Raw genomic sequence first — 19,611 nt, 5'->3', positions numbered from 1 at the left:
GTGCATCTGCGCATATTGTCCGGATATGACGATTTTTGCGCAGTTTTCGGGGATATCAATGTTGCAGCAAAAAATTCAAAGCCAGGACGCGCAGGAGCATCTGCCGACGCTTCTGGCTGCCGACGCTTTGGAGCTTGCCCATCAGCTGCAGCAGCACCAAAAGAAAATCTTCCCACCGCACGCACAAAAGCAGATGCGTCTCTTCAGCCCTGCCGAAGCGGCAGCCTTCATCGGAATCGGCGAAGGCTATCTGAGGCAGGTGGCCTCAGAGGGCCACGGCCCAGCGCCCTTGTCAAACGGTCGGCGCATGTATGCCGTTTCCGACATCGAACGCATTCGCCGCGTTCTCGACGACGGCGGCAAGTCGGGCAAATATGTCCCGCACCGGCGCGGCGATGAAAAGCTGCAGGTCCTGTCTGTGATGAATTTCAAGGGCGGGTCGGCAAAGACGACGACCTCCGCCCACCTCGCCCAATATCTGGCGCTTCGCGGCTATAGAACACTCGCGATCGACCTCGATCCGCAGGCCTCGCTATCGGCCCTCTTCGGCCACCAGCCGGAGCTGGATGTCGGCGAAGGCGAGACGCTCTATGGCGCAATCCGTTATGATGCCCCGCGGCCGATCGCCGATATCGTGCGGTCGACCTACACGGCCAATCTGCATCTTATTCCCGGCAACCTCGAGCTTATGGAGTTCGAGCACGAAACGCCGAAGGCGATGATGACGGACGGAGCCGCCGAAACCCTTTTCTTTGCCCGTATCGGCGACGTACTCGCCGATATCGAGAGCTTCTACGACATCGTCGTCATCGACTGCCCACCGCAGCTCGGCTTCCTCACCATGTCCGCGCTCTGTGCTGCAACCTCCGTGCTGATCACCGTGCATCCGCAGATGCTCGACGTCATGTCGATGTCGCAGTTCCTGTCGATGACGAGCGAGCTGATGAGCGTCGTCGAAAAGGCCGGTGGCCGCACCAGCTATGACTGGATGCGCTATCTCGGAACACGGTTCGAGCCCAACGACGGCCCGCAAAGCCAGATGACCGGTTTCATGCGCGCCATTTTCGGCAATCGCATGCTGCAGAACGCCATGGTGAAGTCGACAGCCATCTCCGACGCCGGCGTGACGAAGCAAACGCTCTACGAAGTCGAGCGCGCGCAGTTTGTCCGCGGCACCTACGACCGCGCCATGGACTCTCTCAATCTCGTCAATGGCGAGATCGAGGACCTGGTCCGCAAGGTCTGGGGGAGGAAGTAATCCATGGCCCGCAAAAACCTGATCGGAATATCGGACGAGCGCATCGACGATGCCAACGGCGCACCGGGCAAAGACCGACCGATCGCCGGGCTGATGGCCGGTGCCCGCCCCCCGACCGCGGTCGGAGGCATCACCCGGTCCCTGTCGAACATCACGCAGAAGGTCGAGCGTGCCCAGGAGCTCGAACGGCAGCTCGCCGAAGGGCAAGCGGTCGTCGAACTCGATCCATCGCTCATCGATGCATCCTTCATCGTCGATCGCCTCGGGATCGCCGCCGAAGCCCAATTGAGCCTCGCCGAACAGATGCGGGAGCACGGACAACAGGTGCCTATCCTGGTCCGTCCGCACCCGACCGCCGAGGGGCGCTACCAGGTCGCCTATGGCCATCGCCGTCTGGCTGCTGCCCGCGACATCGGCAGCAGTGTTCGTGCGATCGTTCGCAATCTCAATGACGAGCAATTGGTCGTCTCCCAGGGACAGGAAAACAACACCCGTTCCGACCTCTCCTTCATCGAGCGGTCGCTCTTCGGCAGTCGCCTTGAAGATCGTGGGTTTTCGCGCGAGATCATCATGTCGGCGCTGGGTGTCGACAAAGCCGCCCTGTCGAAGATGATTTCGGTTGTTCGCCGGCTACCGATTGCACTGATCGAGGCCATCGGGCCCGCGCCATCGGTTGGACGGCGCCGCTGGTTTGAACTCGCTGACCTCGTCGCGCAAGACGGCAAGCAGGGGGCGGCAGACGCCTTCATGCAAAGCCGTGAATTCCAGAAGGCCGGCAGCGATCAGCGCTTCGACGCCTTGTGTACTTTCTTAAGCGCCTCCAGGGCGCGTGCCCGGCCGATCCCATGGCTGGCGCCAGACAACACAACCCCGGTGCGGATCCGTGAAACGGACAGCGAGACAACGCTTGCCTTCAACAGCAAGACGGCACCAGGCTTTGCAGATTTCGTGAGGCAGAGGCTCAAATCTCTGTACCTCGAATATCAAGAGGAAACAGGAGACTAACTGAGCAAAAGAAAAAGGCTTCCGAACGACTAGCGCTGCGGAAACCCTTCTCTCGTGTAGCAACTAGAGAATCCCATTTCCGCGAATCGGTGTCAAGAGTTTTCAACGTCGTTTCGGCGAACGGATTTCTTTTGCCTTGGAAAAGGTGAAGAAAATGGATCGTGGGATTGTCACGACGCCCTTTGGGCGGCGGTCAATGACGCTTGGGATGTTGGCACACCAACTTTCCAGCGCCTCGGCCGTCGACGACGGGAGCGTCGACAAGTGGAAATTGTTTCGAACGGTATGTGCCGCCAAGACAAGCCTTGGGGTTTCCGACCGTTCGCTCGCGGTGCTGAATGCACTGCTGTCGTTTTATCCGAAGACCGAACTCGACCCGGCTGCCGGCCTCGTCGTGTTTCCGTCGAATGCGCAGCTTTCGCTCCGCACGCACGGCATGGCCGAAACGACGCTGAGGCGGCATCTGACGGCTCTTGTCGAGGCTGGCCTTATCCTCAGGCGCGACAGCCCAAACGGCAAGCGTTATGCACGCCGTGACCGCAAGGGCGCGATTGGCCAGGCCTTTGGCTTCGATCTCGCACCGATGCTCGCACGCGCGTCTGAGTTCGCGGCAGAGGCCGCTCGGCTGGAAGCGGACCGTCGATACCTGCAGGTAATGCGCGAACGTCTCAGCCTTTGCCGGCGCGACGTCGTCAAGCTCGTCGAGCTCCTGCGCCAGTCCGATGTTCCCCAAGCGGAAGAAGCCGAAACCCGGTGCCAGGCCATCTACACGGCACTTTCACGCAAGCCGCTCATCACCGAAGTGGAGCGCGCGCTTGCCGTTTTGTCGGCACTCCGCGACAATCTAACTAATTATCTGGAAAACCTGCTGAAAACGCAGAATACGGCTGCCAATGAACGCCAGGATGAGCGGCACATACAGAATTCAGAATCCGATTATCACTCTGAATCTGAATTCGCTTGTGAAAGGTCTGAAGCAGCATTTTCGGATCTGGCTGGCACCAAGACGTCATGCACGGCCGATGCTGACATTGTTGCAGGTCGTGCAAGGTCGTCCACCCCTTCCCGCCTTCACGATCATGCCGGCGCGCTGCCGGTCGTGCTGAAAGCATGCCCACAGATCCGCGGCTATGGCCCGACGGGGCAAATTGGCAGTTGGCGGGACATGTTCGTAGCGGCAACCGTCGTCAGGACGATGCTCGGCGTCAGCCCGGAGGCCTACGATGAGGCATGCACGGTGCTTGGTCCCGAAACGACGGCAACGGTACTCGCCTGCCTTCTCGAACGATCCGAGCACATTCATTCGGCCGGAGGTTACCTCCGTGACCTGACGCGTCGGGCGAGAAGCCAGACATTCACCGTCTCGGCGATGCTATCGGCCCGCTTACGAGCCCAGGCTGGAGCGGTTGCCATGAGCGGATGAACAGCGCAACCGCATGGGCCGTTCAGAAACGGTGCGGCTTGTCTGTGACGGTGAAATGCGGGACACTGGAAGTGCAGGGATTCGTTGACATCTCTCGGTTATTCTTACCTCTGAGATCGTTTTCAGCCTCTCGCCATTCCTCGGAAAACATTGCTGTTTCTCTTTCTTTTGGAAAGGAAAAGGGTGTTCTGTTCCGTTGCGCGGATATGTTCTCCAAGGTTTCGAATTCCTTGAACTCGAGCGAGAGATTGAGCCTCTTCAGTGATCCTTACTAGAGCCCGATTTAGCGGCGGAATCCAAGCTGTTTAGGTGGCAAATGAGCGGGCTGTTGCCAGCTGTCAACAGGTTGACGGTTTGGAGCTGCGCCCCCTACCCTCAAAACGCTGAGCCGCGAAAAGGTAACGTAAGGCGTACAAGCTTCAGACAGGCGGACCCCGTGGCCGCGTGATTGCGAAACACGAGCATGACCGGAGGAGACAGCGAGTATGGTACGCGAAGAACGAGGAGACCAACAGGGTTGACAGCTGTCAACGCAACGCACCTCAATAAGGCAATTCCCATCTGAATAGTGATGCTCGCGCCGTCGAGCAACCGTAATCAGTCGGCGCAGCTTGCCGTCTTCAAGCGGTGGAGAAAGCGTCTCCTGCCTGTTGGGGGAAATGATTCTCGTGTTACGGTCAACATCCGCAGCAACCGTTTACATTCAAAATGCGATACCAGTCTCCCGATCCCTACCATCCAACGCTCATCCCGCTGATGATTTCGGCCGAAGACGCCCTGGCGCGCCTGGATGAGCGCACCAACCGTCATGTCGTCGAGGACGGATACCGCGAACGCGGCCATTTCTTCGATGCGACGGCAGCGCTGTGGGTGGCGGGCGAACTCGTTCACGTCGAGGATCTTGTGCTGCACGATGCGCACATGGACGTCCGTACGCCGACCCACGAATTGACCATCGCCCACTCGGTCCTGAGAACCCGCCGCCGCATTTGGCTCGGCGAGCCTGGTTGGGCCCTTTCCGCCCCGGGGCTTGCAACGCTGAGGGGCGAGCACAGCCCTGCATCGGAGCTTGATCTCCCCGCGCTTGGCCGCGGCGAAACGCATCGGGCAGCAGGTGTCGACCGTGAGCCGGAGCGCGAGGTGGAGGACGAAGGCGACAACAATCCGATGGCAGCCGAGTTCGCGGCCATCGATGCGGCCATCGCTCGATCGCAACGCCTGCTCGACGCCCATGACCAAGATACGTTGGAGGTCGTCGAACGGACGGCGCTTGCCACCGCGCGCGAGCCGGTGGGACAGCTCGGCCTGCTCTTCGACGAGGATTGGGACGAGGATGCACGTCTCGACGAATGGCGCCAGATGACAGCTGCGGCTGATCAGTTGCCGCCCTGCCTTGGCGCCGCCTTGCTTTTCGATGCCTGGGATCGGAAGGAACCCTTGCGCCGTCAGCATTGGCTGGGGGCACTGTTGGTCGGCGCTTACCTGCGCTCCAGAGGCAAAGTCACCTCCCACCTGCTGTCGTTCAACATAGGGCTTAAGACCATCCGCTATGAGCGACGGAGGTCCCAGGATCCCCTGACCCGCTGGAGCGCGTTCCTGGAGGCGATGACGGTGACGGCGGATCTCGGTCTCAGGGAACTCGACCGGCTGTCGCTCGCGAAGACTCAGATGGACATGCGCATCCGCGATCGTCGTTCCAACAGCAGTCTGCCGGCCCTGATCGACCTGGTTCTGTCGCGGCCGATCGTTTCGGCGGCTTTGGTCGCCAAGCATGTCGGCGTAACACCGCGTGGCGCGCTGAACCTCGTTCGCGAGCTTGGCATCCGCGAGATGACCGGCCGCGGGCGTTACCGCGGCTGGGGCGTGCTTTGAGACGGCGTCAGGCCTGAAAGCTTGATGCCGGGATGAGGTGGCGTTCAGCCCATCGTGATCAGGATCAGGAGAACGAAGATCACCGGCACCAGTATCAGGGCCGGAATGATGATTGCCGGGTATCCGAAGGTGAGGATGGCGAGCAGCCAGAGCAGCGCACAGTTGACGAGAAACAGCACCTTGGCGGTCTGTGAACCTTGCACGGCTTCCTTCAGCATCCAGCCGAACACCGGCACGTGGTAGACAAGTCTCGCAATCATGGTTTTTCCTTTGCGTAGGTGGCCGCATTGGGGGGACAGGCGGCGCGGGTTTTATTCAGGGGCGTATCGTGTCGCCGGTTCGTTGACGGGTGAAGCCAGCGGCCGCTTCGAGGCGTTCGGGATCAAGGACACGCATTGTCTTCGGATGGCTGAAGTCGATCAGGCCCTCGCGCTTGAAGCGGTTGAGACAACGGCTCACCGTTTCGACGGTAAGACCGAGCCAGTCCGCAAGGTCGGCGCGGGTCAGGTGCAGGTGGAAGCTCAACCGGGCAGGGGCGCCGTTGCGGCCGGTTCGATTGAACAGGCGCGACAGTTCCACCAATGCACTGGCGACTTTCTCGCTGGCGGTCTTGCGGCCAAGCAGCGTGGCATGGACCTGCATCCGGTGAAGCGTCGTCTTCAGCTCGCTCGCTACGGCCGGATTGGTTGCGTTGAGATCCGCATCACCCAAGGGTTCGATGCGGGCGATGCTCAGGGTTTCGGCGGTGGCGATATTGCGGCCGTCGATGGTGAAGCCGAAGAGCCGGCCCGGCCCGAGCACGTCGGTGATCTGCCGACGACCGTCGTCGAGGAGTTGCGAAAGCACGACGCAGCCGTCAATGACACGGTAGAGCGCGCGGTTGCGTCCGCCCTCATAGAGCAGGGTCAGGTTTTCGCCGACGACACGGCTGCGCGATGCCGGGCGAGGCGGCCTTATCGAGGACGCGCGGGGAGGAGCCGCTGGCGCGGCAGTGGTGATCAGGGTTTCTGGCATGAAAAACGTCCGCATGACCGAGGCAAGGGGGCGTGACGCCCCGATGCCGACCGGCGTCGAAGGAGGATGTTGACAGCTGTCAACGGAGGTCAAAGCCGGATGACGACCTGCGGTGGGCCTCGGGGACGGGCATTGGGAGCGTGAACTTGCGGCGTCGGTTGAACTGCCGACACCCGGATTGCTGGCGTGCGGCTACCCTCCAGACGTTCGCTAAGAGAACCGTCCGGCGGTGCCAGCAGCGCCCAGAAGAACCGACAGGCGCTGCAGACATGTTTATGACCGGGCTGCTCCTTGCCGTCTTCACCCAAACCGGTCTGGCAAAAGTCGGGCAAGGATCCGTCGGGCAGGTCATAAAGCGCCAGTTCCGCCGCCGGCAGGCGCGCGGCGAGCGCAGGGCCGAGATGGGCAAAACCAAGCAGGAACAGAGCCGCGGCGCAAAGCATGCGCACGGCATTGTTCCATCTGGCTTTCTCGCGACGTGTCATCGCCCCGGCTCGTTTCTGTTTCGATGGGGCAGAGATAGGCGACTGGCTTGATAAAGCTCAATGTGGCAAACCGCGCAGGGGCAGAATGCCGCAGGCAGCAAAACGCCGCGCTTCCAATTGGAGGCGCGGCGGTTAAGTTATTGAATTATATTGGTATTGTGACGAAATTGGCGGGCAGGATCAATCCTCCTCGACAAAGACCTCCTGGCGCTTGGCCTTAACGCTGGGCAGGAACACGACGACGAGCACCAGAGCCGCAATCAGAAGCAGGATGGCGCTGATCGGCCGGGCAACGAAGGTCGTCGGGTCGCCGCGCGACAGGATCATGGCCCGACGAAGGTTTTCTTCGAGCAGTGGCCCGAGCACGAAGCCGAGCAGCAGCGGCGCCGGTTCGCAGCGCAGCTTCAACAGCAGGTAGCCGACCAGGCCGAAGAAGGCGACGGCATAGAGGTCGTAGACGTTGGAGTTGACGCTGTAGACCCCGATAGAGCAGAAGGCCATGATGATCGGGAAGAGCACGTAGTAAGGGATCTTGAGCAGCTTCACCCAAAGCCCGATCAACGGCAGGTTCAGGACCACCAGCATCAGGTTGCCGATCCACATCGAGGCGATGATGCCCCAGAAGAGGGCCGGCTGCTCGGTGGCAACGTTCGGTCCGGGCACGATGCCCTGGATGATCATCGCACCGATCATCAGCGCCATGACCGGGTTGGCCGGGATGCCGAGCGTCAGGAGTGGAATAAACGAGGTCTGCGCGCCGGCATTGTTGGCGCTTTCCGGACCGGCAACGCCGGCGATGGCGCCGTGACCGAACTCCTCGGGATGGTCCGAGACGCGTTTCTCGACGGTGTAGGACGCAAAGGCGGCGAGGATCGCGCCGCCGCCGGGCAGGATGCCGAGCGCCGAGCCGATGATGGTACCGCGCACGACGGGCGCGAACATGCGCTTGAAATCGTCCTTTGTCGGCATCAGGTCCGTGACCTTGGCCATCAGCACCTCGCGGGTGCTTTCGTTTTCAAGGTTGCGCAGGATCTCGGCTATGCCGAAGACGCCGACGGCGAGGGCCACGAAATTCAGTCCGTCGGCATATTCGCGGATGCCGAGGGTAAAGCGCGGTGTGCCGGAGTAGATATCGGTGCCGACCAGTCCGAGTAGCAGGCCGAGCGCGACCATCGCCAGCGCCTTGACGATAGACCCATGGGCAAGCGCGATCGACGAGACGAGACCGACGATCATCAGCGAGAAGTACTCGGCGGCGCCGAACTGCAGGGCAATTTCCGTCAGTGGCGGCGCAAACACGGCGACGAGGAAGGTGGAGACGGTGCCGGCGAAGAATGAGCCAAGGGCTGCGATCGCAAGGGCCGCGCCCGCTCGCCCTTTGCGGGCCATCTGGTAGCCGTCGATCGCAGTGACGGCCGACGAGGATTCGCCCGGCATGTTGATCAGGATTGCCGTGGTCGAGCCGCCATATTGCGCGCCGTAGTAGATACCGGCCAGCATGATCAGCGAGGAGACCGGCTCGAGCTGGAAGGTGATCGGCAGGAGCATTGCGATGGTTGCGGTGGCGCCGATGCCGGGAAGCACGCCGATCAGGGTGCCGAGAAGTACGCCGATCAGGCAGAAGAGCAGGTTGGCGGGCGAACCGGCGGTCACAAAGCCGAGCGCGAGATTGTTGAAAAGTTCCATTGCGCGTCTCCTAGAACTGGACCCAGGGGCCGAAGCGCTGGAAGGGCAGGCCGAGACCATAGCTGAACACGGCGACGGAGAAGGCCGTGAGCACTGCGGAGAGCGCCAAAGCCATGAGCGGGGTCATGCGGCCAGAGGCAAAGCAGGCGATGAGTGCCGTGAAGAACAGCGATGGCACGAAGCCGAGGCCGCGGACCGTGAGGCCGAAGAAGACCGGTGCCGGCAAGATGAAGAGCATGCCACGCAGCGCGATCGCGCCGATCGGTTCCCCCTGGACGCGGGTGGACTGTACGAGGATCACGATGCCGAGGAGCGTCAGGATGATCGCGAGCACGAGCGGGAAATAGCCGGGCCCCATGCGGAAGGCCGTGCCGAGCTCGAGGTTGAAGGCCTGCCAGGCGAAGAACAGGCCGACCGCGGTCAGGATCCCGCCGCAGAGCGCATTGGTGCTATCGAAGGAGAGTGATTTCATCGTGTCCCCATTTGTTTTCGCGGGGGTAGCCGGGCCGAGGCGTCGACGGCCCCCCGCATTGGCATTGCCGGCTCGCGCCGGGTTCGCACATTGGGCAACGTCGCGTTGACAGCTGTCAACCAGTGTTGACGGCGCCCACCCGGACACCGCCGGATGCCCATGTCAGAACCGCCGCGCCCCGAGACGGATCGAGAGCGCGGCGCGATGAGCGATGGATTAGTCGGCGTACTGGCCGGCGGCTTCGATGACCGGCTTCCAGCGGGCGATTTCGCCTTCGAGCTTGGTCTTCAGTGCGGCCGGCGTGGCGTCTGCGTCCGAAGATGGCTCGGTGCCGAGTTCGCCGAATCGGGCAACCACGTTCGGATCCTTGAGCGCGACCTGCAGCGACTTCGACAGACGTTCGGTCACTTCAGCCGGCGTACCCTTCGGCGCGTAGACGCCGTGCCAGATGCCAACCTGCAGGTTCGGCAGGCCACCTTCGGAGGTGGTCGGCAGGTCCGGGAAGACCTTGAGGCGTTCCTGCGAGGTAACGGCGTAAGCCTTGATCGTGCCGCCCTGGATCTGCTTGGTGGTGTTGGTCGTCTGGTCGCACATGATATCGACCTGGCCACCGAGAAGGTCGGTCATCGCCGGGCCGGTGCCCTTGTAGGGAACGGTGGTCAGCGGCGTTTCGATGGCGCTCATAAACATCATGCCGCAAAGGTGCGAGGCGGCGCCGATGCCGGCGTTGGCGACGGTAACCGTGTCCTTGTTCGCCTTCACATATTCGACGAGGCTCTTGAGGTCGGTCGGCTCGAGATCCTTGCGGGCAACGATGGTCATCGGCACCTCGGTGACGAGGCCGACATATTCGAAGGCGTTCAGCGTGTCATAGGCGAGCTTGCGGTAGAGCGTGGCGCTGGTCGCCATGCCGATGTGGTGGAGCAGAACGGTATAGCCGTCCGGATCGGCCTGGGCGACGCGACCTGCGCCAAGCGTGCCGCCGGCGCCGCCGACGTTCTCGACGATGATCTGCTGGCCGAGATCCTTCGACATGGATTCGGCAACCAGACGCGCAACCGTATCCGTCGGGCCACCGGCGGAGAAGGGCACGACCATGGTGATCGAACGCTCGGGATAGGTCTGTGCGTTGGCGGAAACGGCGAAAATGGAAAGGGCGGCGACGGCGCCGAGCAATGCATTGAGGGTTTTCATCTTCTTCCTCCCGGATGAAATATGGCCAGCCGGCAAGGTTTCCTCCCACGCCGGTACTGGATGCCCCCATTTGCAGACGCAATCTGGATGCAGACAACGGCCTGTCCAGGCGATCAGACGCATTTGTCGGGAGGGGACAGGGACTTTGGGTGGATTCGGAAACATGGCGGCGCTGGCGTGGGTGGAAATCCACCCATCGCGCGTTTCGCAAAGCCACGCCCATGATTTCCTAGAGGCCGGTGCGCCGCCTCAGATCGGCGATTTCGTCGGCGCTGAGCGCTCGTGCCGCACCCTTCGGCAAATCACCGAGAGCGATCGCCCCGATCGAGACCCGCAGCAGCCGCAGCACCTCGAAGCCGAGCGCGTCGAGCATGCGGCGGATCTGGCGGTTTCGACCCTCTTCGAGTTCCACCTCGATCCACATGTTGCGGTCTCCCGCGCGCAAGTGTTCGGCCCGGGCGGCCCGCAACGTCTCGCCGCCTTCATCGATGCCGGTGACCATTTGCGCAAGCTGTGTGTCGTCGATCTGCCCTGTCAGTTGTACGTGGTAGATCTTGCCAACATGGGTTTCCGGGTCGAGCAGCCGCTGCGCAAGCACCGTGTCGTTGGTGAACAGCAGAAGACCTTCGCTCGCCTTGTCGAGGCGGCCGACCGGCGACAGATGGGTGGAATCCACGTCCTTCAGGCAGTCGAAGACCGTCGGCCGGCCCTCCGGGTCATGCCTGGTCGTCACCAGCCCGCGCGGCTTGTTCAGCATCAGGTAGACCTTCTCTTCGGCAAGCACGGCCTTACCGTCGACGGCGAGACGGTCCGTGTCGACATCGACCCATGCGGAGAGACCAGGCGCCTTGCGGCCGTTGATGCTGACGCGGCCTTCAAGCACCAGCTTTTCGGCCTGCGTGCGCGAGCAGTAGCCAAGCTTGGAAAGGGCGCGGGCGACAGTCACGCGCTTGCCCGTATCGGCCGCGGGGCGGCGGCCCGTATCTCGGGCGGCAGTCGGTCGCTTCTGTTTCACGTGCTGGTCTTCCGGTTCCTGGTCATCTCGTGGTGCATGGTCTCGATGCCAAGCATAGCCGGCGGCGCGATCTGGACATCAGCCGATCTTGCTATAGTCGATCCGCCGGGCGAGCCAGCAGCCGATCGTCAGCCCCGTCACCTTGCCGTCTGCGTCACGCGAAACGAGTACGGTCCAGTCTCCCGGTGCCGGCGCGTCCATCGAGCGTTTGCAGCGCAGCAGCCAGACATCTTCGGCGAGCGGCCGCATGGCGTGCATGGCGCCTCTGCCAAGCGGGCCGTCGAAACCGCCATAGAAGACGCCGTTGGCAGAGACGATGTCGAGATGGGCGTCGAGTTCTGCTGCATGGTAGCGGCCGGCGATATCCGGCTTGGCGGTGCCGGAGATGCGCGCAGCGTGAACCGTCAGGTTCTCCCGCGGGCGCTCCATGTGAAGCGAGGCGCCTTCCACCCGAAGCGTAACGGCCGCCGACTGCGCGCGGCCATCCGGACCGACGGCAAGCGTCTCGGCGCCCGTGGCGAAGCTCAGCGCGACGCGGGATTTGCCGGTCGGCCTGGTAACGAGTGCAAGGCCCGTTTCCGGGTCGAGATAGCTGCCGGTGCCGTCGGCGTCCCAGGTGCCGGTCGCGGGCTCGGCATCGCTGTGGCCAAGGGCGACCTTCATCAGCGCCGTCGCGGCCGCATGGGCATCGGCCTCGTGATTGAACATCACCACGACGGAAAGGCGCTCGGTGGGCGCATAGAGCCTGCGGCTGCGGAAACCGCGCAGCGCGCCGCCGTGGCCGGTCATGGCGATCTCGCCGATCTTCTCATGCGCAAGGCCGAACCCATAATGGGCCGGGCGGCCATCGGCATAGGTCTGCGGTGCGGACAGGCGGCGATAGAGGCCGTTCGCGTCATCACGCGTCCGGTCGATGAAGCATTCCCAGGCGAGCATATCGTCGAGCGAAGCCGAAACACCGGCATCGCCGGCCCAGTAGATATTGTTGACCGCCTCGAAATAGCCGGCCGTCTCGTTCCCCTCGTAGCCAACAATGCCGTCGGGGGGCAGGCTCGTATCGGCGGTGAGGGCGGCGGTCCGCATGTCGGCCGGGCCGAAGACGGAGCGCTGATAAAGCTCGGCCATCGAGCGCCCGGTATGCTCTTCGATGAGGTCGGCGAGAATGCGGAAATTGCCGTTCGAATAGGAGTAGCGCGTGCCCGGCTCGAAATGGGTCGAGCGCGCGGAGGAGAGCAGGGGACGTGCGTCCTCGCGGCGGAAGACACCGTCGTGCCTGGCGCCCTGCAGCACGGTCAGCGCCCAGTAGTCGCGCAGTCCCGACTGGTTGTGACAGAGATGGTTGACCGTCGGGCGCCTGCCTTCAAGGAGGGGCAGATAGGCATCGAGCGCGCGGTCGAGCGTCGCCGGTTCGCCGACCGTGTCCAGAAGCACGGCGCAGGTCATCTGCTTGGTGATCGAGCAGATCGGTACGCGGGTCGTCGCCGTCATCGGCCTGCGGGCGGTGAGGTCCGCATAGCCCCAACTGTGGCTGAGGATCACCTGGCCATCCCGGACCACACCGGCGACGCCGCCGGGACCAGGATAGTGTTGGGGCAGGGCTTTTACGGCGCGTTCGAGAGCGGAGAGTTCAAAAGTGGTCATGGCGCTTAAGGATCGGTCCGACGAAGGGCAGGGCGGTGTCTGCCTTCGTTCGTACCGCCCCGTCCCGGCACTTGCAATGCCGCGTCGACCGCTCTCCTCAGCCGGCGCTGGCCTGGGCGTGATAGAGCCGGCTATAGGCGCCCTTGGCGGCCAGCAGCGTCGCATGCGGTCCCTGCTCGCGAATGCCGCTGCCGTCGACGACGACGATGCGGTCGGCATCGCGGATCGTCGCCAGCCGGTGTGCGATGATCAGCGTCGTGCGCCCCTTGGAGAGTTCGGCGAGGGACTGCTGGATGGCTCTCTCAGTTTCCGTGTCGAGCGCCGAGGTGGCCTCGTCGAGAATGAGGATCGCGGGGTTTTTCAGGAACATGCGGGCGATTGCCAGCCGCTGCTTCTGCCCGCCGGAAAGCTTGACGCCGCGTTCGCCGATCACCGTGTCCATGCCGTCTGGCAGGGCGGCAATCATGCCGTCGAGCCGGGCGCGGCGCGCCGCGTCCAGGATGTCGGCTTCGCTCGCGCCGAGCCGCCCGTAGGCGATGTTGTCGCGGATGGTGCCGGCAAAGAGGAAGACATCCTGCTGCACGATGCCGATCTGGCCGCGCAGCGACGCCAAGGTGATGTCGCGGATATCGGTGCCGTCGACGGTGATTGCGCCTTCCATTACTTCGTAGAAACGCGGAAGCAGCGAGCAGATCGTCGTCTTGCCGGCGCCCGAGGGACCGACAAAAGCGATCGTCTCGCCGGCATGGATCGTCAGGTCGATGTTCTGGATGATCGGCTTTTCGGCGCTGTAGCCGAACGAGACATTTCGGTAGGAGATGTCGCCCTTGAGATCGGCGACGTCGGACGCTCCGGGGCGATCCTCGATATCGGGCTCGGTTTCCATCAGCTCAAGGAAGCGCTTGAAGCCGGCGATGCCCTTCGGATAGGTTTCGATGACCGAGTTGATCTTCTCGACCGGGCGGAAGAAGACGCCGACGAGAAGCAGGAAGCTGACGAAGCCGCCATTGGTCAGCTCGCCCGTCAGCACGAAGTAGCATCCAGTGATCATCACGATCAGCTGCGTCAGCCGCATGCTCAAGTAGCTGAGCGACGTGCTCGCCGCCATGATGCGGTAGGCTTCGAGCTTGGTGCGGCGATAGTTCTGGTTGTCGGTCTCGAACAGGCTGCGCTCGTGCTCCTCGTTGGCAAAGGCCTGAACCACGCGCATGCCGCCGACATTTTCCTCGATCCGGGCGTTGAAGTCTCCGATCCGGCCGTAGAGATTGCGGAAGTTCCGGGTCATGCGCCCGCCGTAGCGGCTGGTCACCCAGGCCGTCAACGGTACGACGGCGGCGGTGATCAGCGCCAGCTGCCAATGCACCATCAGCATCAGGATCAGCGCGCCGATGAAGGTCATGACGGCAATGAACAGATCTTCCGGTCCGTGATGCGCGACCTCGCCGATTTCCTCGAGATCTTTGGTCAGCCTTCCGACGAGATGGCCGGTCTTCTGGTTGTCGAAGAACGAGAAGGACAGTTTTTGCAGATGGTCGAAGGCCATGCGCCGCATGTCCGTCTCGATATTGATACCGAGCATATGGCCCCAATAGGTGACGGTCGCCATCAGGCCGGTGTTGAGCAGGTAGACGATGAGCAGCCCCACGGAGGACAGCAGGATCAGCGTCCACTCCTGGCTCGGCAACAGCTGGTCGACGAACAGCTTCACCGCAATCGGGAAGCCGAGTTCGAGCAGGCCCGAGAGCACGGCGCAGGAGAAGTCGAGAATGAACAGGCCGCGATAGGGGCGGTAGAACGCGAAGAAACGCTTCAGCATGCACGTGCACTCACTGGGGGCGGGGGGCGCCGTGGGGCGCTGATAGAAAGATGATGGTCAATGTCATGTTTTTGGACCGAAACCAACCCAGAAAAGCGCGAAAGCGTGTCGGCCACGTGACGCGACCGATGTCTCTGGCACCTGGGAGACGCAATCGGTTCACTTCGGCACCGGTGGGAAGGAAACGTTAACCATAGGCTTCGTAGAAATGGAATCAGCAGAACAATTCGCCTTCGATTGGGGACACCGGAGGCGGAGCGATTGTTCGATACCGAAACGCGTAGGGCGTCTTTGTGCGTTCGAGTGAGCGCACGAAGTCCAGGGGGCAAACGAGACGATGGCAGGCAATCAATCAGTGGAAGCCACGGAAACCAACACCATTGTTCCGTTTCCCGTGGTCAGGAGATTGCATGCCATTCGCAGTGCTGCCGCCGAGCTTGAAGATCTGCACGGTGCCGAGGCGCTGCAATTCTGGCGCCGCCGCTGCCGCGCTCTAGCCGACGAGCTTTTTGCCTGCGGCTGCTCGGAAGACGAAGTCCGCCGTCAGGTGATGGACTTCCAGGACGAGGTCCAGATCGAGCTGCAGCATCGCCACCTCTCGCGCCTTTCCGCAGGAGCAATGAGCCAGTAGCCGCCGCGGCTCAGGCCACCGGCAGCTCCGGATCCCAGGTAAACAGCTCCTTGGCCCTCGCAATGCCGCGCAGTGCAAAGCGGCCGAGCGAGACCGCGTGACCCCGTTCATCCGGCGGGCAGGCTTCGACGAAATCAGACGACATGATCATGTGCCGCTCGACCGAACGGCACATCGAGGCAATTCGGCTCACTTCATTGACAGCCGGGCCGACCACGGTGAAATCGAGGCGGGTCTGGCTGCCGATATTGCCGTAGAAGACTTCGCCGATATGGAGCCCGAGATAGACCTCTGTGGTCGGCTTGCTCTCGGCCTGCCGGCGGGCGTCGAGTTCCGCGAGCATACGGCGCAGCTGCCGTTCGGCGGCGATTGCGTTGGCGCAGGCCGTCCCCGGATCGTCGGCATTGAAGATCGCCAGAACACCGTCGCCGATCAGCTTCAGCACGCTGCCGCCATGGTCGTGAATGGCGGTGATCACGGTTCCTGAATAATCGTTGAGAAGCGGAATGATCTCGTCGGGGGCGGCGGTGTCGGAGATGCGCGTATAGCCGCGCAGGTCGGAAAACCACATGACCGTTTCGATGCGTTCGGCCGAACCGCGCGCAATGCTGCCCTTGACGACGCGCTGGCCGGCATCGGCGCCGAGGTAGACGTCGGCAAGCGTGCTGATGATGCGAACGCAGGAGCCGGCCTTCACCGCCAGCGCAAGCGTCGGCAACAGGATCCTGAGCGCTGCGATGTCATCCTCGCTGAAGCCGCCGTCGCTCCGTGTCGTCCAATAGGAATAGAAACAGTCCATCTCGCCGACACGGCCCTGGTCGGTGAAGTGGTGGATCATGCTGACGCAGTCGGTGTGGCCCTCGCCCTTCAGCTTGTCCAGTATGTTGTAGGTGGTGCCTTCGTCGGCTGAAAGCCGGATGCGGCGCTCGGCGGTCCGGTCGCGCAGCATGTGGTAGAAGATCGAGTTCTGCCAGTTCAGCAGCGCCTCACCCGTGGTCGTCGAGCCGTACTGGATGACTTCCGGGGTAATGTCGCTTTCATCGTTCCACTGGAAGGCGCGCCCCTCGAATTCGGGGTGCAGCGTGTCGATCAGCCCGAGCGCGCGGGCAAGGTCGAGACCAGCTGCGCGACATTGCTCGCAGAAGCCGGCAAACAGCTCCGGCTCGTCCAGTCCTTTTAGGCCCTGTTCTGAAAGCCAGAGCACGATATCGCGTAGCTGTTGGTCGTTCATGGCGCATCCCGCTCGGCCGAGGTCGACTGCCTGATGATGTGGTGCACCATCCATAGCCGAACCAGGGCTCAGAGCGAAAGATGCAGTTTGCCCGCCTCGCTTTCGGCCGGCACAGCGCAACAGATGAGCGCTTCGCCTTCGGCGACCGGGAAAGAAGGTTGCGAGGGATAGGTTACCTTGCCCTCCAGCACCGGCGTCCGGCAGGTGCCGCAACTGCCGTTGCGGCAGCCGTAGTCCGGGTTGAGACCCCGTGCCTCCGCGAGATCGAGCAACGTGCCTTCGCCCGGCTGCCAGCGCGCCTCCTTGCTCGATTTGGCAAAGACGACGTGAACCGGGGCGTTTGCCGCCGGCTCCATCGTCGGGGTAGAACCGCCGTCCGGCCGCCGGGTCAGCGACGACAGCCCGAAGGCCTCCGCATGGATACGGGCATCGGCGATGTTGAGCGCCCGCAGACCGTCATAGAGCGACTGGGTGAAGGCGGCCGGGCCGCAGAGGTAGAAATCGTAGTCGTCGAAGGGCAGGGTGGCCTTGAGATGGGTAAGGTCGATGCGACCGGCGATGTCATAGTCCTGGCCTTCGGTGGCTGTTGCCGGCTGGCTCAGCACCCGCACCAGGCGAATATTGCTCTCTCCTTCCGCGACGAGGTCGGCGATCTCCCGATCGAAGGCGCGTTCTTCCAGCGAGCGGGCGGCCTGGAAGACCCAGGTCGGACGCATGCGCCGCTTGCGGCGGCTTTCAGCGACAATGTGCTTGAGCATGGCAAGGATCGGCGTAATGCCGACGCCGGCGCCGATCAGCACGGCCGGACGCCGCTCGGTTCCGTCGATGGTAAAGGCACCGGCAGGCGCCCGCGCCTCGATCCGGTCTCCCGGCGTCAGCCCATGTAGATGGAGGGAAGCCACGCCGTCCTTCTTGACGCTGATGCGGTAGAGACCATCCGTCGGTGCCGAGGACAGGGTATAGCTTCTGACGAGCGGTCTTTCGCCGTCTTCGACCTTGATGCGGATCGGCAGGTGCTGGCCGGCCTGGTGGGCCATGAGCCCGACGCCGTCATCCGGTTCGAGGTAGAGCGAGCGGATCGTCGTGCTCTCGTCCTCGACGCGGGCAATCCGGAACGGGCGCCACGCATCGGCAAGGGTTGCGGCCTCAAGCCGGACCTTTGCCTGGTCCCAGTCGCCGGTGGACGTGAGGCTTGGAGACCAGCCGCCCTCCGCGAAGGCCCAGCGAAGCGGCAGGCCGTCCTCGCGGTAGATGACCTTTTCCGGCCGGAAGCGCCAGAGCCGCTCAGCTCCTTGGAATGCCGCGACTTCCGGGGAGGACAGGATGACTTCGGCGCTGCCGGTCATCTGCAGCATGTCGCCGGTCGCAAAATCGACGAACAGCAGGCCGGCGCGCGGATTGACCATGAAGTTGCCGAGCGTGTTGAAGAACAGGTTTCCGGAGAAGTCCGGGATCGTCAGCACGCCGTCCTCGCCGATCTGCACGAAACCCGCCTTGCCGCCGCGATGCGAGACGTCGACCTGGCGCTCGCCGCTATCGCGATCGACGTAGGAGGCGACGAAGAAGGTGTCGGCCTTGGCGATGATCGCCCGGGCGCGCGCGTCGAGCACGCTACCATGTACCGGGCGCACCGATGCCGGCTGGTGCGGGTCACGAACGAAGGTGAACTGGCGAAGCTGGATATATTGCGGGCAGTTGCCGAAGCTCTGCCGGACGCGGAGCGTGAAGCCGTCGCCGCCATCGCGTTGGATCGCGCCGTTCAGTCGGTTTCGGCGCCGGGTCTCGAGCTGGATGCCGAGCATGCCGATGGAGTGCGCGTCGTCCATGCCGGCATCGGCCGGATCGTCCGGGTCGCGGGGCAACCGTATGTCGAGGTTCCAGGCGTCCGGCGCCTGCATGAAGCCGGGGGCTGCGGCACGCATCGTCGCCCAGACATCGCCGCTCGCATCGACGGCCCCGAACATGGCGAAGGGCAGCATCGGGAAGAACTGCTGGTGCTGCTCCGGCATGAAACTGCGCACGAAATTGCGCCCGGTCGCATCCATGCGCTCGGCGACGCCGAGGCTGCGCTGGATGGCGAGTTCGCCTTCGTGCCAGGGCGAATCCGGTTTTTTCTGCTGTGCGTTGTCCGGCATGGTCGGGTGTCCCGGTTGCAAGGGGACCGGGGCAGCGCTGCCGCCCCGGGAAGCTTGGATCAGGCCGCGAGGCCGACTGCGGTCTTCTGGAAGCTGACGAAACCGGGCAGGCGCTCGATACGCGAAAGCCAGGCGCGGACATGGGCGTAGTCGGAAAGATCGACGTTTCCTTCCGGTGCTGCCGACACGTAGCTGTAGAGGGCGACGTCGGCGATGGTCGGCCTTGCGCCCACGAGGAAATCGTGGCCGGCAAGCTCGGCATCGATCTGTGCAAGCACCCGGTGGGCCCTGGAGATCGCTCCATCGGCATCCAGATTGGCGCCGAAGACCGTGACGAGACGTGCGGCTGCCGGACCGAAGGCGATGTCGCCGGCGGCAACCGAGAGCCATTTCTGCACCTTCGCCGCTGCGGCCGGATCTTCCGGCAGCCAGTCGATGCGGCCGAGCTTCTTGGCGAGATAAACGAGGATGGCGTTTGAGTCGGCGATGACAATGCCCTCGTCGTCGAGCACCGGCACCTGGCCGAAGGGATTGAGCGCCAGGAAATCCGGCGCCTTGTGTGCCCGCGCCTTGAGATCGACGTCGATCAGCTCGTGCGGCACGCCGAGCAGCGACAGGAAAAGCTGCGCCCGGTGCGAGTGGCCGGAGAGCGGGTGGCGATAGAGTTTCATGGAAAATGTCCTCGAAGAGCTTGAGAACCGTCACGGCCCTCCGGCGGTTCGGGATGAACCGC

Annotated in this window: 17 protein-coding genes; 5 read left to right on the top strand and 12 right to left on the bottom strand. The window is 63.1% G+C overall.

All coding sequences use genetic code 11. The annotated features are described in order from the left end of the window. The first annotated feature begins 61 nt into the window (after nucleotides 1–61). The 4 genes from repA to JVX98_RS04730 all read left to right on the top strand — a co-directional run bounded on the left by repA (nucleotide 62) and on the right by JVX98_RS04730 (nucleotide 5,558). Entirely contained in the window at nucleotides 62–1,258 is a 1,197-nt protein-coding gene (gene repA / locus JVX98_RS04745) for a plasmid partitioning protein RepA (protein ID WP_371826521.1), read from the top strand. Between the two features lie 3 nt (nucleotides 1,259–1,261). Then, nucleotides 1,262–2,263: a plasmid partitioning protein RepB gene (repB, locus tag JVX98_RS04740; RefSeq protein WP_205235978.1), complete on the top strand. Its 1,002-nt coding sequence runs from the start codon at nucleotides 1,262–1,264 to the stop codon at nucleotides 2,261–2,263. Between the two features lie 154 nt (nucleotides 2,264–2,417). Next, entirely contained in the window at nucleotides 2,418–3,686 is a 1,269-nt protein-coding gene (repC, locus tag JVX98_RS04735; RefSeq protein ID WP_205236991.1) for a plasmid replication protein RepC, read from the top strand. A gap of 708 nt (nucleotides 3,687–4,394) precedes the next feature. Next, nucleotides 4,395–5,558, top strand: coding sequence for an RHE_PE00001 family protein (locus tag JVX98_RS04730; protein ID WP_205235977.1), 1,164 nt, complete (start codon nucleotides 4,395–4,397; stop codon nucleotides 5,556–5,558). A 44-nt stretch (nucleotides 5,559–5,602) separates the two neighbouring features. Here the strand turns inward: JVX98_RS04730 and JVX98_RS04725 are convergent, their stop codons facing one another. The 9 genes from JVX98_RS04725 to JVX98_RS04685 form a co-directional block, all read right to left on the bottom strand. Next, nucleotides 5,603–5,818 carry a hypothetical protein gene (locus JVX98_RS04725; RefSeq protein WP_205235976.1) on the bottom strand — a complete coding sequence of 72 codons (216 nt, stop codon included), beginning with the start codon at nucleotides 5,816–5,818 and terminating at the stop codon, nucleotides 5,603–5,605. A 55-nt stretch (nucleotides 5,819–5,873) separates the two neighbouring features. Then, nucleotides 5,874–6,572: a helix-turn-helix domain-containing protein gene (locus tag JVX98_RS04720; protein WP_205235975.1), complete on the bottom strand. Its 699-nt coding sequence runs from the start codon at nucleotides 6,570–6,572 to the stop codon at nucleotides 5,874–5,876. A gap of 89 nt (nucleotides 6,573–6,661) precedes the next feature. Continuing rightward, nucleotides 6,662–7,057 (bottom strand): hypothetical protein, encoded by a 396-nt coding sequence (locus JVX98_RS04715; protein ID WP_205235974.1) that lies wholly within the window; start codon nucleotides 7,055–7,057, stop codon nucleotides 6,662–6,664. Between the two features lie 180 nt (nucleotides 7,058–7,237). Further along, on the bottom strand, nucleotides 7,238–8,743 hold the full coding sequence (locus tag JVX98_RS04710; protein WP_205235973.1) for a tripartite tricarboxylate transporter permease: 1,506 nt from the start codon (nucleotides 8,741–8,743) through the stop codon (nucleotides 7,238–7,240). Between the two features lie 10 nt (nucleotides 8,744–8,753). Next, nucleotides 8,754–9,215: a tripartite tricarboxylate transporter TctB family protein gene (locus JVX98_RS04705; RefSeq protein ID WP_043615217.1), complete on the bottom strand. Its 462-nt coding sequence runs from the start codon at nucleotides 9,213–9,215 to the stop codon at nucleotides 8,754–8,756. A 216-nt stretch (nucleotides 9,216–9,431) separates the two neighbouring features. After that, on the bottom strand, nucleotides 9,432–10,409 hold the full coding sequence (locus JVX98_RS04700) for a tripartite tricarboxylate transporter substrate-binding protein (RefSeq protein ID WP_205235972.1): 978 nt from the start codon (nucleotides 10,407–10,409) through the stop codon (nucleotides 9,432–9,434). A 229-nt stretch (nucleotides 10,410–10,638) separates the two neighbouring features. Beyond that, nucleotides 10,639–11,424 carry a pseudouridine synthase gene (locus JVX98_RS04695; protein WP_205235971.1) on the bottom strand — a complete coding sequence of 262 codons (786 nt, stop codon included), beginning with the start codon at nucleotides 11,422–11,424 and terminating at the stop codon, nucleotides 10,639–10,641. 78 nt (nucleotides 11,425–11,502) lie between these two features. After that, nucleotides 11,503–13,065, bottom strand: coding sequence for a D-aminopeptidase (locus JVX98_RS04690; RefSeq protein WP_205235970.1), 1,563 nt, complete (start codon nucleotides 13,063–13,065; stop codon nucleotides 11,503–11,505). Between the two features lie 97 nt (nucleotides 13,066–13,162). Then, the gene (locus JVX98_RS04685; RefSeq protein WP_205235969.1) at nucleotides 13,163–14,881 is read right to left on the bottom strand and encodes an ABC transporter ATP-binding protein; all 1,719 of its coding nucleotides are present in this window, start codon (nucleotides 14,879–14,881) and stop codon (nucleotides 13,163–13,165) included. Between the two features lie 337 nt (nucleotides 14,882–15,218). Between JVX98_RS04685 and JVX98_RS04680 the strand changes: the two genes are divergently transcribed. After that, a complete protein-coding gene (locus JVX98_RS04680; RefSeq protein ID WP_043615232.1) occupies nucleotides 15,219–15,512 on the top strand; it encodes a DUF6074 family protein in 294 nt (97 codons plus the stop codon). 10 nt (nucleotides 15,513–15,522) lie between these two features. Here the strand turns inward: JVX98_RS04680 and JVX98_RS04675 are convergent, their stop codons facing one another. The 3 genes from JVX98_RS04675 to JVX98_RS04665 form a co-directional block, all read right to left on the bottom strand. Beyond that, on the bottom strand, nucleotides 15,523–16,743 hold the full coding sequence (locus JVX98_RS04675; RefSeq protein WP_205235968.1) for an adenylate/guanylate cyclase domain-containing protein: 1,221 nt from the start codon (nucleotides 16,741–16,743) through the stop codon (nucleotides 15,523–15,525). Between the two features lie 68 nt (nucleotides 16,744–16,811). Further along, nucleotides 16,812–18,878: a pyridoxamine 5'-phosphate oxidase family protein gene (locus JVX98_RS04670; RefSeq protein ID WP_205235967.1), complete on the bottom strand. Its 2,067-nt coding sequence runs from the start codon at nucleotides 18,876–18,878 to the stop codon at nucleotides 16,812–16,814. Between the two features lie 59 nt (nucleotides 18,879–18,937). Continuing rightward, nucleotides 18,938–19,549, bottom strand: a complete 612-nt coding sequence (locus JVX98_RS04665) for a glutathione S-transferase family protein (RefSeq protein ID WP_192451188.1) — start codon at nucleotides 19,547–19,549, stop codon at nucleotides 18,938–18,940. Nucleotides 19,550–19,611: the final 62 nt, after the last annotated feature.

The organism is Ensifer sp. PDNC004, assembly GCF_016919405.1.
In the GTDB taxonomy this organism is placed as follows: Bacteria; Pseudomonadota; Alphaproteobacteria; order Rhizobiales; family Rhizobiaceae; genus Ensifer.
Note: the sequence above shows the minus strand (reverse complement) of the source record. Positions and strands in the feature narration are given on the sequence as shown.